The organism is Bacillus sp. FSL P2-0069 (assembly GCF_038593315.1).
Classification (GTDB): Bacteria; Bacillota; Bacilli; order Bacillales; family Bacillaceae; genus Bacillus; species Bacillus safensis.
Genome location: NZ_CP151984.1, coordinates 1,939,982 through 1,954,126, shown reverse-complemented (window position 1 = coordinate 1,954,126; position 14,145 = coordinate 1,939,982). Strand labels below are relative to the sequence as shown.

Genomic DNA, 14,145 nt, shown 5'->3' with positions numbered 1-14,145 from the left:
GCTGAGCGCTTGCTTCAGCAGCCATGTTAGTCATCGGTCATTCATAGGTGGCTAAATAAACAGAAAATTTGTAAAATAAAATCAACTCAAAATCATGCAGTCAACAAGACTTGTAGTATAGGAGGCTTTTTAAACAGATGGCAGAACTACGCAGTAACATGATTAAACAAGGAATCGACAGAGCACCTCACCGAAGCTTACTAAGAGCGGCGGGGGTAAAGGATGAGGATTTCGGCAAGCCATTTATTGCCGTATGTAATTCCTATATTGATATTGTCCCAGGACATGTCCATCTTCAGGAATTCGGGAAGATTGTGAAGGAAGCCATTCGTGAAGCTGGCGGAGTGCCATTTGAATTCAATACGATTGGCGTCGATGATGGAATTGCCATGGGTCATATCGGGATGAGATATTCATTGCCAAGCCGTGAAATCATTGCGGACTCTGTAGAAACCGTTGTATCTGCTCATTGGTTTGATGGAATGGTTTGTATTCCTAACTGCGATAAAATCACACCAGGAATGATGATGGCAGCGATGCGCGTGAATATCCCGACTGTCTTTGTGAGCGGGGGACCGATGGAAGCGGGTAGAACAAGTGACGGCAGAAAAATTTCTCTTTCTTCTGTGTTTGAAGGCGTTGGTGCATACCAGTCAGGTAAAATCAATGAAGAGGAATTAAATGAATTAGAGCAGTTTGGCTGTCCAACCTGCGGATCTTGTTCAGGTATGTTTACAGCTAACTCAATGAACTGTTTAGCGGAAGCACTCGGGATCGCTCTTCCTGGAAATGGAACGATTTTGGCGACATCACCAGAACGAAGAGAATTTGCGAAGAAGTCTGCAAAACAACTCATGGAGCTCATCAAAAAAGATATTAAACCACGGGATATTGTCACTGAAAAAGCAATTGATAATGCATTTGCATTAGATATGGCACTTGGTGGTTCAACCAATACCGTTCTTCACACATTGGCAATTGCGAATGAAGCAGGTGTTGAATATTCACTTGAACGTATCAATGAAGTAGCAGAACGTGTGCCTCATTTATCAAAACTTGCTCCAGCTTCAGACGTTTATATTGAGGATTTACATGAAGCAGGCGGTGTTACAGCGGCACTAAATGAATTGTCTAAAAAAGAAGGAGCTCTTCATTTAGATACAATGACTGTCACTGCGAAAACGCTTGGCGAGAACATTGCGGGGCATGAGGTAAAAGATTATAACGTCATTTATCCAATTGACAAGCCATTTACTGAAAAAGGCGGCTTAGCCGTTTTATTTGGAAACCTTGCGCCAGATGGAGCCATCATTAAAACGGGCGGGGTACAAGACGGGATCACACGCCACGAGGGGCCTGCGATCGTATTTGAATCCCAGGAAGAAGCCCTTGAAGGTATCATTAATAGAAAAGTAGAAGCAGGACATGTTGTCATCATTCGCTACGAAGGACCTAAAGGCGGACCTGGCATGCCTGAAATGCTTGCACCTACTTCACAAATCGTCGGCATGGGACTTGGACCAAAGGTTGCTTTAATTACAGACGGACGTTTTTCCGGCGCTTCTCGCGGATTGTCTATTGGGCACGTCTCTCCAGAGGCAGCTGAGGGCGGCCCGCTTGCATTTGTTGAAAATGGTGACCATGTCGTTGTCGATATCGAACAGCGCATTTTAAGCGTAGATGTTCCAGAGGAAGAATGGGAAAGAAGAAAAGCAAACTGGAAAGGCTTTGAGCCAAAAGTAAAAACGGGTTATCTTGCTAGATATTCAAAACTTGTGACATCAGCCAATACAGGCGGAATCATGAAAATTTAATCTGATATCGAACATTTGAAAATTGGCTCTCTCTATAGTATCCTTTATTCACAACATAAGGATTATAGAGGGGGCTTTTTTATGTCAATGGCATATGAAGAATACATGCGCCAGCTCGTTGTACCGATGCGTCAAGAGCTGACAAGTGCAGGATTTCAAGAACTAACAACGGAAGAAGAAGTAGAACAAACGATGCAAGAAGCAGAAGGAACGACATTTGTAGTTGTTAATTCTGTATGCGGGTGCGCTGCCGGCTTAGCACGCCCAGCTGCTACTCAAGCTGTGATGAAGGCAGAAAAAACTCCAGATCGAATTGTCACAGTTTTTGCTGGTCAGGACAGGGAAGCAACGGCAAAAATGAGAGAATACTTCACAGGCGAAGAGCCATCGTCTCCATCTATGGCACTTTTAAAAGGAAATGAACTCGTTCATTTTATTCCGCGTGACGAGATTGAAGGTCATGAAATGGAAGACATCATGAACAACGTCTTATCTGCATTTGAAAAACATTGCTAATACACATGTTGAAATGTCCTGTGATCAAGTCAGGGCATTTTTTCTTGATCATGATGGAGGAACCGCATGCTTATCACAACAAGCTTTAGAGCAAATGAACAAACAATTGAAACAGCAAAAGCCCTTGCAGAGGATTTACATGGTGAGTATGTAGAAAGGCGCAAACAATCCGTCAAGCAGCTGGCGATGAAACGAGGAGATGTCCTTGTTGTGGGGAAAGAAAGATTTGAATGGTATCAGCCAAATGGTGAAAAGTTCTTCTTCCATCCAAGCTCAGCGATGTTCAGGGTGAAGCGGCTCATGCGCGGGGAAAAGGATCCTTTAATCGAAGCCACGCAGCTTCAGCCGGGCGATTCCTTTTTAGATTGTACGCTTGGCCTAGGATCAGATGCCATTACAGCAAGCCTGCGAGTAGGTGCGAATGGAAGGGTCGTCGGTATCGAAAAGAATCCGATGACAGCATTGCTAGTGCGAGAAGGACTAAACACATGGGAGACAGGGGTAAGAGAGGCAGATGAAGCGATGAACCGGATATCTGTTGTAAGTGGAGACAGTATCGAGCAGCTAAAAAAGCTCTCTGATGAATCATTTGATGTCGTCTATTTTGACCCGATGTTTGAGGAGACGATTCAAGAATCTGCAAGTATCGCACCGCTCCGTCATGCGGCAGAGCACCACTTTGACCACGAAACAGCCGTCCAAGAAGCACTGAGAGTGGCGAGAAAAAGAGTGGTTTTAAAAGATCATTGGAAAAGCACCCGATTTCTAGCAGACTCCTATCAATTTCACGTTTTAAAACGAAAAACAGCCCAATTTCATTATGGATATATTGAGAAAGAAAAAAGCCCTCGCTAAAGGTTCAGGTGTGCAGACAATTCTTTTTAATTCCTTGTCAATCATCTAAAAAAGCCCTTATTCAGGGCTTTTAATCTGTAATCTCCATATAGACAAAATAAAATAATGTCAGCAAGGAAGCCGTAATAAAAAAACCTTCAAGCATACCCATTCCTCCCAAATTTTAGTCGTCATTACTGCCATTGTAAACGTTTTATTATGAAAAAGAAAGTCTCAAATCGGTGACCAAATTGAATGACTGAAAATTCATTATATGCTAGAATAGCAGTATGATAACTTATGGAAGGAATTAGATATCATGAAGATGTGGATGAGAAAAACGCTTGTTGCGCTCTTTACGATTGCAACTTTTGGTTTAGTCTCTCCTCCGTCGGCTTTGATGACAGACAAGCCCTCTGAACTTTCTTCATCTGATAAAACGCCTTATACAGCTGTTTATGATACATCAGATGAAATGCGCAGCTGGGAACTAACGCAAGAGGAAAGCAAAGAACAGTTAGATCCCTTTGAGCAATATAAGCAAGAGGTGCTGTCAAGTGCAGAAAATCAATCCTTTCTCAAATTTGGCCGTAAAATCACACCTGTCATTGAGGACGAGTACAGAGAAGAGATTCAGCCGAAGATTGAACAAGTGTTAACCGACTATTTAACAAATTTCAAAGATGACGAAAAATTTCAAGATGTTGTTTTAACTGATCAGCCTTCAAGCGGAAATGGCGAAAAAATCTTCCACATTTACAACCGCAAGACCGGAGAAGATTTGCTCCGTTTTCATGTCAGAAGAGATCAGCCGCCTCACAGCGGATATTGGTTTAACTTTCATTACCATACAGCAGAAGATGGATTCCAGACGCATCACGAACTCGGTAATATTTACTGGGACAAAAACACCCCGCCGAGCTGGATGAGCCACTAGAAGGAGATGTCATGCCAATTGAAAAAATATACAATGAACGAAATGGTGCAAATTACAAAACAAATGTTAAACGATCGCGGAGTGAAAATTGAAGATATCGCACACATTGTGCTGAAGCTCCAAGAAAAATATCATCCAAACCTTCCACTTAGTGTCTGTATTGAAAATGTTGAAAAAGTGCTGAATAAAAGAGAAATTGTCCATGCAGTTTTAACAGGACTTGCCCTTGATCAGCTGGCAGAAAAAAAGCTCTTGCCAGAACCTTTACAGCACTTAGTTGAAACAGATGAGCCGCTATATGGAATTGATGAGATTATTCCGCTTTCCATTGTCAATGTATATGGATCAATCGGTTTGACCAACTTCGGTTATTTAGATAAAGAGAAATTTGGTATTATTCGTGAATTAGATGAAGGCCGTCCAGGTGAAGTGCATACTTTCCTTGATGACCTAGTCGCTGCACTTGCCGCCGCAGCTGCAAGCCGCATTGCTCACTCACACCAAGATATTAAGGATGAAGAGCAGGAACGAGTGAATCAAGCATAAAAAGAAAAACATGTCTGCTCATCATGCAGGCATGTTTTTTTGGTTTCAAGAAAAGCCGAAATAAGGTAAACTACAACAAGAACATAAATAAAGGATGAAAAAAATGAAACAATACAAAGAGTTATGCCGTCATGTATTACAGCACGGGGATGAAAAAGGTGACAGAACGGGTACAGGTACAATCAGCACGTTCGGTTACCAGATGAGATTTGATTTACAGGAAGGATTTCCTCTTTTAACCACAAAGAAATTACACCTGAAATCGATCATTCATGAGTTGCTTTGGTTTTTAAAAGGTGATACAAATGTCAAATATCTTCAAGAAAATGGTGTCCGCATTTGGAACGAATGGGCAGATGAAAATGGAGAGCTGGGCCGTGTATACGGTGCACAGTGGAGATCATGGGCGAGCGGAGACGGCGAGACAGTGGATCAGATCACAAAGCTGATTCATGATATTGAGCACAACCCGAATTCAAGACGACTGATCGTCAGCGCTTGGAACCCGGGGGAAATTGATCAAATGGCGCTGCCTCCTTGTCATTGTCTATTTCAATTTTACGTATCAAACGGGAAGCTTTCCTGCCAGCTATATCAAAGATCGGCAGATATCTTTTTAGGCGTGCCATTTAATATTGCTTCATATGCCCTTCTAACGATGATGATTGCCAAAGTCACAAATCTTGAGCCAGGAGAGTTTATTCACACACTCGGAGATGCTCATATTTATCAAAATCATCTTCCACAGGTGAAAATGCAGCTAGAGCGCGAGGAACGCACGCTTCCTACGCTTCGTATTACAAGAGATGTAAAGAGCATTTTTGATTTTACGTTTGATGATTTTGTGCTTGAGAACTATGATCCGCATCCGCATATAAAAGGAGAAGTCAGTGTATGATTTCCATGATTGCGGCGACAGGAGAAGACAGAGTCATTGGTCTAGATAATCAAATGCCTTGGCATTTACCAGCAGATTTAGCGTATTTTAAAAAAGTCACAGGCGGTCATACAATTGTCATGGGCAGAAAAACCTTTGAATCCATTGGACGAGCGCTGCCTAACCGCCGAAATATTGTGCTGACCACAAGTTCTTCTTTTAAAGCAGAAGGATGCGAGGTTGTTCATTCAATTGCTGATATTTTGGCAATTGGGGGAAGCGAGACAGAGTTATTTATCATTGGCGGGTCTAAGCTGTATGAAGAAATGATGCCATATGCTGATCGTCTCTATATCACGCACATTCACCATGCGTTTGAAGGAGACCGCTATTTCCCGTATTACAATGAAGATGAATGGACGATTGTATCACGCGAAAAAGGCCATCGTGACGAAAAGAACCCCTACAATTATGAATTTGTCGTATATGACAAAAAAGGATAAGTGAGTAGGAGGAGTACGGTTGTTTCGTTATTGGTTTTTAACGATTTATGTTGTTGTATCCTTTTTAAAAAGTATGAGGCATTTGTACGATCATGAATTAACGGATCCACGCATTTCCTATACGAAACGAATGCATCTCATTCATGAGCATGCAAAAAGGTTTTCCCGGGGATGTATTGATCAATCAGGATCAGTCATGACCATTCATCAGCAAAAGAAGCTGCCAGATGGCCCGGTTATTTATGTCACAAAAGAGCTGAATCCAGTCACGACGACATTATTGATCGGCCACCTTGAGAAGCCATTTGCTTTCATGGCAAAGCCGAAGCTCTTTCGGTATCCGATTTTAAAACAATGGCTCAAAAAAATGGCGGTTATCCATCAGAATCAAACGGATGAGGTCTTATTAGAAGAAGCAAAGGAAAGAATCGTGTCTGGGCAGAGTCTATTGCTTTCAGAAGCGTATCGTCATATTGCAGAGGCGCTTGCTGAAGAATACGATTGTCCGCTTGTACCAATTGAAACTAGCGGAACGGATCGTCTTTTAACTGGGAAGATCGTGAAAAGACTGCGTCCTGTTAATGTCGATATTCATATTAAAGCTCCTGTCATGATCAGTGATTACGCACAAAAACGTGCATAGAAAAAACCAGCATCCGAATAGTGGATGCTGGTTTTTTCATTCTATGCAGCAGGAATGTTTACGCAATAGAATAAAATACAGAAGAACATCGATGCGCTGCCGCCAAGAACAAAGCTGTGCCAAATCGCATGATGATAGGGAATTTTCCGCCAAATATAAAAGATGGTTCCGACTGAATATAATATGCCGCCTAACAGTAAGAGGCCAAATCCTGCACCTGTTAATTGGATATAAAGCGGTTTGATGGCGATGATGATCATCCAGCCCATTAATAAATAGACAAGGGTAGATACGATAATAAAGCGTTTGACGAAAAAGATTTTAAAGACAATCCCACCAGCAGCAAGCGCCCATACAATGGCAAGGAGCGTATAGCCGAGTGCACCTTTTAGTGGTCCAAGTAAAAAGGGTGTATATGTACCAGCAATCAATACATAAATAGCCGAGTGGTCGAGGATTTCAAAAATATCTTTTGTTTTTTTGTGCCGAATGCTATGAAGCAGGGTTGAGCTTAAATAAAGCAGCAGCATGGATGCACCAAATATCGAAAAGCTGATAATGTCTGTGACAGTGCCGTATTGAACAGCGAATAAGACGAGAAACACAATGGCTGGGATGGATAAAATAACACCAATGCCATGTGTAATGGCGTTCGCAATTTCTTCTTTTACAGTAAACAATGGATGTCCTCCTTTTATTGAACCGGTATATAACCATCAAGCGACTTCAGGAATGAAAGACCTTCAAGTGTAATCTTCGTTCCGGCCCTGCCTTTTCCTTTCGTCACGTATGCTTTTTTCTCAAGATCATCTAAGCGGTTTCGCACCTGCTGAGGGGTCAGCGGGATATCTCCTTGTTTGCTTAATTCAGATAAGATGCGCCTGCTGGCTGCTTCTCCTTTTTCATTGAGAGATTTAATGGCTTCCAGCAAGAAAACAAACTCTTGTTTTTCCATTAGTGTGAGCTGGTGTTCTTCCTTTTTACCTTTCACGGCTGAGGGAAGAGGTGCTAATACAAAGGGCGGTAAATGATGTAAAAATACCGTGTGGCCCTCGAGTATGGACGCAGCGTAATGAACGATATTTTTGAGTTCTTGGACATTTCCTTCAAATGGATACTGCTGCAAGGCTTCCCAAACACTTGGATCAATATCAGGTGCCATGTTCAGCTCTTGAAAGAAAGCATTTGTTAACACAGGAATATCTGTTTTTCGTTCGGCTAAAGCTGGAAGGGCCAAATGAAGAACATTCAGACGATAAAACAGCTCGGGTAAAAAGGTAGAAGAAACCCTGAGTGCCTCTATTGATAAAGACGAAGAAGCGATTACTTTTGTTGCAGGTGACGTTTCTAGAAAGTGAATGACCTGGTGCTGCATAGAAATACTTAATGCACCGATTTCATCTAAATAAAGAATTTGATTGTTTTTTTCTATGAAGGCTTTCTGTAAGGTTTCTTCATTCAAGATGGGGCAATACATGTGTGTCAGTGATGCATGTGGAACAGATACGTTCGCCATTTCTTGGGCGAATAGCGTTTTGCCTGTGCCGATGTCTCCTGTTATCAAGACCGGCTGTTCGTTTTTCGAAAATTGTTTTGCCAGATGAATTGCATGCTTGATATCTTGATGATCACCATAGATAGATGCGAATGATTGAGTGGCCATTGGGTGATTCCTTTCTTTGTGGTTCTAATTGGTTCAATTGTAACACCCAATTAAAACAAATGTACAGGAAAACGAAAAAGTTTATAAAATTTATGATGGATCGTGATCTATTGGTTTATTTTTTGAATATTCATGTTATAATGACAAATTAAATAAGGTTAAAGAGAAAGGATCTTGTACATGAAACCGTTGCTCAAAGAAAATACGCTAATTCAAGTGAAAGACATCTTAAAAGCCCATCAAAATTTGAAGGATGTAGTCATTCATACACCACTTCAAAAAAATGAGCGACTTTCTGAACGATATGAATGCAATGTCTACTTAAAAAGAGAGGATCTTCAAGTAGTTCGTTCCTTTAAATTAAGAGGCGCTTTTAATAAAATGAGCCAGCTTCCAAAAGATAAACTAGAAAATGGCATTGTCTGTGCAAGTGCTGGAAATCATGCGCAGGGTGTTGCCTATTCTTGTAAATATTTAGGCATCCACGGGAAAATCTTTATGCCTGCTACGACGCCAAGGCAAAAAGTATCACAAGTGGAGCTGTTCGGAAAAGAATATGTTGAAATTATCTTAACCGGAGATACGTTTGATGATTCGTATCATGAAGCCGTAAAATGCGGAGATGAAGAGAAGCGCGAATTTATCCATCCGTTTGATGATCTGGATGTGATGGCAGGACAAGGAACGACTGCTGTCGAAATCTTAAATGATATCGAAGTGGAGCCTCACTTTTTATTTGCAAGTGTCGGAGGTGGAGGTCTGTTATCTGGTGTTGGTACATATATCAAAAATATCTCACCAGAAACCGAAATCATTGCAGTCGAACCGCTTGGCGCAGCTTCACTGCATGCCTCGCATGAGAAGGGCGAGGTTGTGACACTTGATTCGATTGATAAGTTTGTAGACGGAGCAGCGGTTCAGCGAATTGGCGAAAAGACGTTTACATCGCTTCAGTCTGTTGTCGATAAAATCAGTCTTGTACCCGAAGGGAAAGTGTGTACAACGATTTTAGAGCTGTATAATCAATGTGCGATTGTAGCAGAACCGGCAGGCGCATTGCCAATCGCAGCATTAGATGCTCATCGCGAGGAGATCAAAGGGAAAAATGTTGTCTGTATTGTCAGTGGAGGAAATAATGACATCGGCAGAATGCAGGAAATCAAAGAACGCTCGATGATCTATGAAGGGCTTCAACATTACTTTATTGTCAATTTTCCGCAAAGAGCAGGAGCGCTTCGTGAATTTTTAGATGAAGTGTTAGGGCCAAATGACGATATCTCACGCTTTGAATATACGAAAAAGAATAACCGAAGCAAAGGTCCTGCGCTAGTCGGCATCGAATTGAAAGAAAGAGATGACTATGCAGCGCTGATTGAGCGGATGGATAGAAAAGGCTTTCACTATGTTGAAGTGAATAAAGATCAAGATTTATTCCACCTATTTATTTAGGCTTAACAGATAATTGGAAAAGAGGATTGATCGTTTGTGCTGCTCAAAACAATATGTTTTAGACGGATGGATGGAGCTCAGATCAAGGTAACAGAAGTCCCTGTTCTAAAGGGAGATGAGACGTATCGTTTCATGCTCACCTTTAGACTTGAAGCTTTCTTGAAAAAAGTCTATGTATCTAAAGGAAAGAGAACTGTGTACTCTTTCAGAGAGGATGTGAAACGTAACGTCAAGTGGAGCACATATGAACAGATCTATCAGGAGCCTACACTGAAACACAATGCGTAAGCAGGAATCTTTGTCAAAGGGGTAAGCAGCCATTTTGAAGTGGCCGCTGCTCAGTTTGGCAAGGATTTTTTTCTTGACAAGAAGAAAATGTGACAATTTCAAAAACGTTAGGTCAGTTGTTTTCAAGTGTGCAGGAAATAAGGTAATATCATAAGTAAAGACTAAGACAGCAAGGATGAGACGATAGTGAAACAAATTAAAATTGTAACAGATTCAACTGTGGACCTTCCGCAAGAAAAAATCAATGATCTTTCCATTCACGTGATTCCGCTCAATATCTCCATTTCCGGAGTTGATTATATTGACCGGGTGAATATACAGCCAGATGAATTTATTGAAAAAATGGAGGCCGCTGAGGAACTGCCGAAAACGTCTCAACCTGCGATCGGTCAATTCGTCGAATTATATGAAAAGCTGACGGCAGATGGAAGCGAAGTGATCAGTATCCATTTAACTGGTGGTATGAGCGGTACTGTTCAAACTGCTGAAAGCGCTTCGAAAATGGTAGATGGAAATATCACGGTGATTGATTCGAATTTTATTTCCTATGGATTAGGATTTCAAGTCATCAAAGCAGCAGAACTAGCCAAAAAGGGTGCAAGCCGTGAAGATATTATCACAGAATTAGATAAAATCCGTCTTCAAACAAAGCTATATGTCACGATCGATACATTAGAGAATCTCGTCAAAGGCGGCAGAATCGGAAGAGGAAAGGCGCTGATCGGCTCACTTCTTCACATCAAACCAATTGCCAGCTTGACAGACGGGGTATATACGCCAGAAGCGAATGTGAGAAGCTACTCTGCGCTTGTCCGCCATCTGACAAAACAGTATGTACAGGCGGTGAAGGGAAAAACAGTTCAAGCCATTGGGATCGCACATGCAGATGCATTAGAACTCGCTGAAAAGCTAAAAAAAGCGCTGCTTGATCACACACCTGAAGCACTGATTGACATCGCCTACACAACACCGATTATTTCGTGTCATACCGGAAAGGGTGCAATAGGCTTTACTTTTTATACCGATTGATAGAAAAAGGGGATGGACATATCATGTATAGAAAAAGGGGAGCCTTACTTGGTGCGCTTATGATGATAAGCGTGCTTCTTTTAGTCTCATGTTCAAATGGGCAAATCAAGGATGCTTTAAATTATCAAATAGAGCCGTTTGAGTTTGAAAATCAAGATGGCCAAAAGGTGTCATTGGATGATTTGAAGGGGAAAGTATGGGTAGCTGATTTTATTTTCACAAGCTGTGAAACGATTTGTCCGCCGATGACTGCTCATATGACAGAGCTGCAAAAACGGTTAAAAGAAGAAAAATTGGATGCGCATATCATTTCCTTTAGCGTGGACCCAGAGGTCGATTCACCGAAAAAGCTAAAGGAATTTGCAAAAGCCTATCCATTGTCCTTTAAAAATTGGGATTTTCTCACTGGGTATTCACAGTCAGAAATTGAAAAATTCGCAATGAAAAGCTTTAAAACCATTGTAAAAAAACCTGAAGATGAAGACCAAGTGATTCATCAGTCCCTGTTTTTTCTTGTCAATCAAGATGGGAAAGTGATGAAAAATTATGATGGCGTGCAAAACACACCTTATGATGATATCATCAAGGACATCAAAACGCTGAACCGAAGCTAGCATAAGGATGTTCAAATGGGCGAAAACATGATACACTTTTTTAATCAGAAAAAGGAGGGACATCATCGTTTGAAGGCTCGTTTGATTTTGATTGTGATGTCTCTAGCTTTTGTTCTTTCTGCATGTTCCGCGCAAGAGGCTGGCATAAAGGATAAACTAGAAGACACACCAAAAGTAAAAGAACATATTACCATCGCAGCGGTTGGAGATTCCTTAACAGAAGGAATCGGAGATCAAGATAAAAAAGGCTATGCAGGCATAACCCGTGACAAGATAGAAGCAGTGGACGGCGTGCAGTCTGTCACATTAAAAAACTATGCCATTAAAGGCAGTAGAACAGTAGATTTATTAAAAAGATTAAAAGAAAAAAAGGTGCAGGACGGACTGAAAGACGCTGACTATATTTTCTTTACGATCGGCGGGAATGATCTCATGCATGTTGTCCGTCAAAATGTGCTTAATTTGACGTTTGCTCCTTTTCAAAAAGAGCAGGGTCCTTTTGAAGAGCGCTTTAAAACCATTCTTGCTCAACTGAGAGAACAGAATGACCATGCGAAAATCATGTATGTCAGCATGTACAATCCTTTTAAATTCAGTTTGTCTGAGCTGCGAGATATTGATGAAGTCGTTCAAGACTGGAATGCCGCTGCCAAAAAGGAACTCAAAAAAGACGGCAATGCGGATATGATCAATGTAGCAGATTTATTTGAAGAAGGTTCTGATGAAAAATTACTGGCAGAAGATGATTTCCACCCAAACCAAAAGGGGTACTCTCTTATGGCAAATCGTTTATTCTCCGAAGTGAAAAAAGAAGGACTGCCGAAGGAATAGGGTGAAACAGATGAAAAAATGGAAAAGCTTATTTTTTATTTTACTTGCAATCAATCTATTGATTGTGATTGGCTGCGGTATTTTGATGCTGCTGCCAGGCGGTCAATCCGCTTCAACCAAAGAAGTGAAAAGCGAATATGCTTTTAATATATCCAGCTCAAAGGAATCACTCACCAGCTTTGTGAATGATTATTTGAAAAATCAAGGATCAAATGATATGCCAGACTTTCATGTAGCAATCGATCAAGATGTGAAAGTAACAGGCGCAATTAAAGCTTTCTCTTCAACGATTGATGCAAACGTCTCATTTACGCCAACTGTTGAAGATAATGGTGATGTGCTTTTGAAAGTGGATGACTTTTCAATTGGACAATTGAGCATTCCGATTAGTTTTGTTTTAAGCTACATGGGTCAGTTCTATGAGCTGCCAGAGTTCGTTCATGTAAAACCGGATCAAAAAACGGTTGAAGTGCGTCTTTCAGAAATGCCGCTGACGAATGATATGTATGTGAAAGCAAATAAAATTGATCTGCAGAACGATGAAATTGAATTCTCATATTATCATCCAAAGCAATAGAACGTGTGAGTCAGGAGTGAAATCATGAAGCGAGTCTATCAATATTTTAGTTTACTGTCGTTTTTATTTGCTGCGTACTTTGGCATAACAGCTGCCAATGCTTTAAAAGCAGAAAATATCGATCAGTTTTACTTAAATATTGCCTACTGTGCATTATTTCTAGGCACGATGATTCTTGCTTTTGATTTTCAAAAGCAAGAAAAAGCTGAAGATGTCTCGTAAGGAGCCTTTTCCACTTTAGGAAAGGCTCTTTTTTATAATTGCCGAGACAAGACCACCTTTGCCATAAGTTCAGGATCTCCGTTAGCAAAACCATGAAGCAGAATCAGGTATGCACGCTTTGTTTGCAGATGAACTTTTGGGATATCAAGCAGTACACTTTGAGTGCCGGCGGCTTTCAATTCAAAATGATATTTGTTCGGGGAGAAATGATGAATGTGGGTGCTGTTTACATAATCAAGCTCCTTCGATATAACCCCATGGTCTCGTTCGTATATATCTATAGAAGGAAGGTCCGGAGACAGCTGTACAAATGTAAGTGCTGACAGGTCTTCTTGTTTGATCAAAGTAGCCTGCTGCTCAGTCAAGAGTGCAAAGCCTGCACGGGCACCTGTGATACATAATGTGTAGACCTCGCCGCTCTTAAATCGAATGCGGGAATGAAGAATTCTCTCATTTGTAGCCAGTTTGAACACTTCTATTTCATACATTCCCTCATCCCACTCCATATAAGCGGTCAAATGGCTGTAAGGCATTGGTTTCATTATCTGCTTCCGGTTCACATAAACAGCGAGCTCACTGAGATCTGGTGCAGCGTGAAATAATCGAATAAAGGCTTTTGATGAAGGGCTGCTTTGAAGATGCTCGTAGGTGTCAGCGAATGGCCGATATGGAAAGTCATGATAAAAGAGCTGCTGCATGTCATCAATCCCTTCTTTCTCATGCAATGGTGTTTTTTGTAGCGTATGCATGAAAAAGACGATCTGTATAGGCAAAAGAAGCATAGAAAAAAGCCTGACGTTTT

At 41.2% G+C, this 14,145-nt stretch carries 18 protein-coding genes; 15 read left to right on the top strand and 3 right to left on the bottom strand.

Features of this window, described 5'->3' with window-relative positions; genetic code table 11:
• Positions 1-137: 137 nt before the first annotated feature.
• From ilvD to NSQ34_RS09765, 8 genes are all read left to right on the top strand, one after another.
• On the top strand, positions 138-1,814 hold the full coding sequence (ilvD, locus tag NSQ34_RS09800; protein WP_024422739.1) for a dihydroxy-acid dehydratase: 1,677 nt from the start codon (positions 138-140) through the stop codon (positions 1,812-1,814).
• Positions 1,815-1,895: 81 nt separating this feature from the next.
• Positions 1,896-2,330 (top strand): BrxA/BrxB family bacilliredoxin, encoded by a 435-nt coding sequence (locus tag NSQ34_RS09795; protein ID WP_024422738.1) that lies wholly within the window; start codon positions 1,896-1,898, stop codon positions 2,328-2,330.
• Positions 2,331-2,396: 66 nt separating this feature from the next.
• Entirely contained in the window at positions 2,397-3,185 is a 789-nt protein-coding gene (locus NSQ34_RS09790; RefSeq protein ID WP_065214715.1) for a class I SAM-dependent methyltransferase, read from the top strand.
• 298 nt (positions 3,186-3,483) lie between these two features.
• Complete coding sequence (locus NSQ34_RS09785; RefSeq protein WP_024428139.1) at positions 3,484-4,101, top strand: YpjP family protein; 618 nt, start codon at positions 3,484-3,486, stop codon at positions 4,099-4,101.
• A gap of 18 nt (positions 4,102-4,119) precedes the next feature.
• Positions 4,120-4,647: a phosphatidylglycerophosphatase A gene (locus tag NSQ34_RS09780; protein WP_024428140.1), complete on the top strand. Its 528-nt coding sequence runs from the start codon at positions 4,120-4,122 to the stop codon at positions 4,645-4,647.
• Positions 4,648-4,750: 103 nt separating this feature from the next.
• A complete protein-coding gene (locus NSQ34_RS09775; protein WP_024428141.1) occupies positions 4,751-5,545 on the top strand; it encodes a thymidylate synthase in 795 nt (264 codons plus the stop codon).
• The gene (folA, locus tag NSQ34_RS09770) at positions 5,542-6,027 is read left to right on the top strand and encodes a type 3 dihydrofolate reductase (protein ID WP_098677482.1); all 486 of its coding nucleotides are present in this window, start codon (positions 5,542-5,544) and stop codon (positions 6,025-6,027) included. The genes NSQ34_RS09775 and folA overlap by 4 nt, the downstream gene beginning before the upstream one ends.
• Before the next feature lie 19 nt (positions 6,028-6,046).
• Positions 6,047-6,670: an acyltransferase gene (locus tag NSQ34_RS09765; RefSeq protein WP_034280522.1), complete on the top strand. Its 624-nt coding sequence runs from the start codon at positions 6,047-6,049 to the stop codon at positions 6,668-6,670.
• A 41-nt stretch (positions 6,671-6,711) separates the two neighbouring features.
• Here NSQ34_RS09765 and NSQ34_RS09760 read toward each other — a convergent pair whose 3' ends face one another.
• Positions 6,712-7,350: a hemolysin III family protein gene (locus tag NSQ34_RS09760; RefSeq protein WP_024428144.1), complete on the bottom strand. Its 639-nt coding sequence runs from the start codon at positions 7,348-7,350 to the stop codon at positions 6,712-6,714.
• 14 nt (positions 7,351-7,364) lie between these two features.
• Positions 7,365-8,333: a sigma 54-interacting transcriptional regulator gene (locus NSQ34_RS09755; protein WP_217008836.1), complete on the bottom strand. Its 969-nt coding sequence runs from the start codon at positions 8,331-8,333 to the stop codon at positions 7,365-7,367.
• Between the two features lie 180 nt (positions 8,334-8,513).
• Here NSQ34_RS09755 and ilvA point away from each other — a divergent pair, with 180 nt between their 5' ends.
• The 7 genes from ilvA to ypmT all read left to right on the top strand — a co-directional run bounded on the left by ilvA (position 8,514) and on the right by ypmT (position 13,343).
• A complete protein-coding gene (gene ilvA / locus NSQ34_RS09750) occupies positions 8,514-9,782 on the top strand; it encodes a threonine ammonia-lyase IlvA (RefSeq protein WP_024428146.1) in 1,269 nt (422 codons plus the stop codon).
• Between the two features lie 36 nt (positions 9,783-9,818).
• The gene (locus tag NSQ34_RS09745; protein WP_024428147.1) at positions 9,819-10,070 is read left to right on the top strand and encodes a YpmP family protein; all 252 of its coding nucleotides are present in this window, start codon (positions 9,819-9,821) and stop codon (positions 10,068-10,070) included.
• Between the two features lie 186 nt (positions 10,071-10,256).
• Entirely contained in the window at positions 10,257-11,099 is an 843-nt protein-coding gene (locus NSQ34_RS09740; RefSeq protein WP_024428148.1) for a DegV family protein, read from the top strand.
• A gap of 59 nt (positions 11,100-11,158) precedes the next feature.
• Complete coding sequence (locus tag NSQ34_RS09735) at positions 11,159-11,713, top strand: SCO family protein (RefSeq protein WP_029708084.1); 555 nt, start codon at positions 11,159-11,161, stop codon at positions 11,711-11,713.
• Between the two features lie 69 nt (positions 11,714-11,782).
• Positions 11,783-12,544, top strand: a complete 762-nt coding sequence (locus tag NSQ34_RS09730) for an SGNH/GDSL hydrolase family protein (RefSeq protein WP_024428150.1) — start codon at positions 11,783-11,785, stop codon at positions 12,542-12,544.
• A gap of 10 nt (positions 12,545-12,554) precedes the next feature.
• A complete protein-coding gene (locus NSQ34_RS09725) occupies positions 12,555-13,121 on the top strand; it encodes a YpmS family protein (protein WP_024422724.1) in 567 nt (188 codons plus the stop codon).
• Between the two features lie 24 nt (positions 13,122-13,145).
• Positions 13,146-13,343, top strand: a complete 198-nt coding sequence (gene ypmT / locus NSQ34_RS09720; RefSeq protein ID WP_024422723.1) for a protein YpmT — start codon at positions 13,146-13,148, stop codon at positions 13,341-13,343.
• Positions 13,344-13,375: 32 nt separating this feature from the next.
• On the opposite strand, the gene NSQ34_RS09715 is transcribed toward ypmT, so the two are convergent.
• Positions 13,376-14,092, bottom strand: coding sequence for a DUF4397 domain-containing protein (locus NSQ34_RS09715; RefSeq protein ID WP_235046713.1), 717 nt, complete (start codon positions 14,090-14,092; stop codon positions 13,376-13,378).
• Between the last annotated feature and the right edge of the window lie 53 nt (positions 14,093-14,145).

What these genes read in the sequence shown, in the direction of transcription:
- ilvA (WP_024428146.1), top strand. Translation starts at nt 8,514, where the DNA reads ATGAAACCGTTGCTCAAAGAAAATACGCTAATTCAAGTGAAAGACATC.
- NSQ34_RS09785 (WP_024428139.1), top strand. Translation starts at nt 3,484, where the DNA reads ATGAAGATGTGGATGAGAAAAACGCTTGTTGCGCTCTTTACGATTGCA.
- ilvD (WP_024422739.1), top strand. Translation starts at nt 138, where the DNA reads ATGGCAGAACTACGCAGTAACATGATTAAACAAGGAATCGACAGAGCA.
- NSQ34_RS09755 (WP_217008836.1), bottom strand. Translation starts at nt 8,333, where the DNA reads ATGGCCACTCAATCATTCGCATCTATCTATGGTGATCATCAAGATATC.
- NSQ34_RS09725 (WP_024422724.1), top strand. Translation starts at nt 12,555, where the DNA reads ATGAAAAAATGGAAAAGCTTATTTTTTATTTTACTTGCAATCAATCTA.
- NSQ34_RS09775 (WP_024428141.1), top strand. Translation starts at nt 4,751, where the DNA reads ATGAAACAATACAAAGAGTTATGCCGTCATGTATTACAGCACGGGGAT.
- NSQ34_RS09715 (WP_235046713.1), bottom strand. Translation starts at nt 14,092, where the DNA reads ATGCATACGCTACAAAAAACACCATTGCATGAGAAAGAAGGGATTGAT.
- ypmT (WP_024422723.1), top strand. Translation starts at nt 13,146, where the DNA reads ATGAAGCGAGTCTATCAATATTTTAGTTTACTGTCGTTTTTATTTGCT.
- NSQ34_RS09735 (WP_029708084.1), top strand. Translation starts at nt 11,159, where the DNA reads ATGATGATAAGCGTGCTTCTTTTAGTCTCATGTTCAAATGGGCAAATC.
- NSQ34_RS09795 (WP_024422738.1), top strand. Translation starts at nt 1,896, where the DNA reads ATGTCAATGGCATATGAAGAATACATGCGCCAGCTCGTTGTACCGATG.
- NSQ34_RS09790 (WP_065214715.1), top strand. Translation starts at nt 2,397, where the DNA reads ATGCTTATCACAACAAGCTTTAGAGCAAATGAACAAACAATTGAAACA.
- folA (WP_098677482.1), top strand. Translation starts at nt 5,542, where the DNA reads ATGATTTCCATGATTGCGGCGACAGGAGAAGACAGAGTCATTGGTCTA.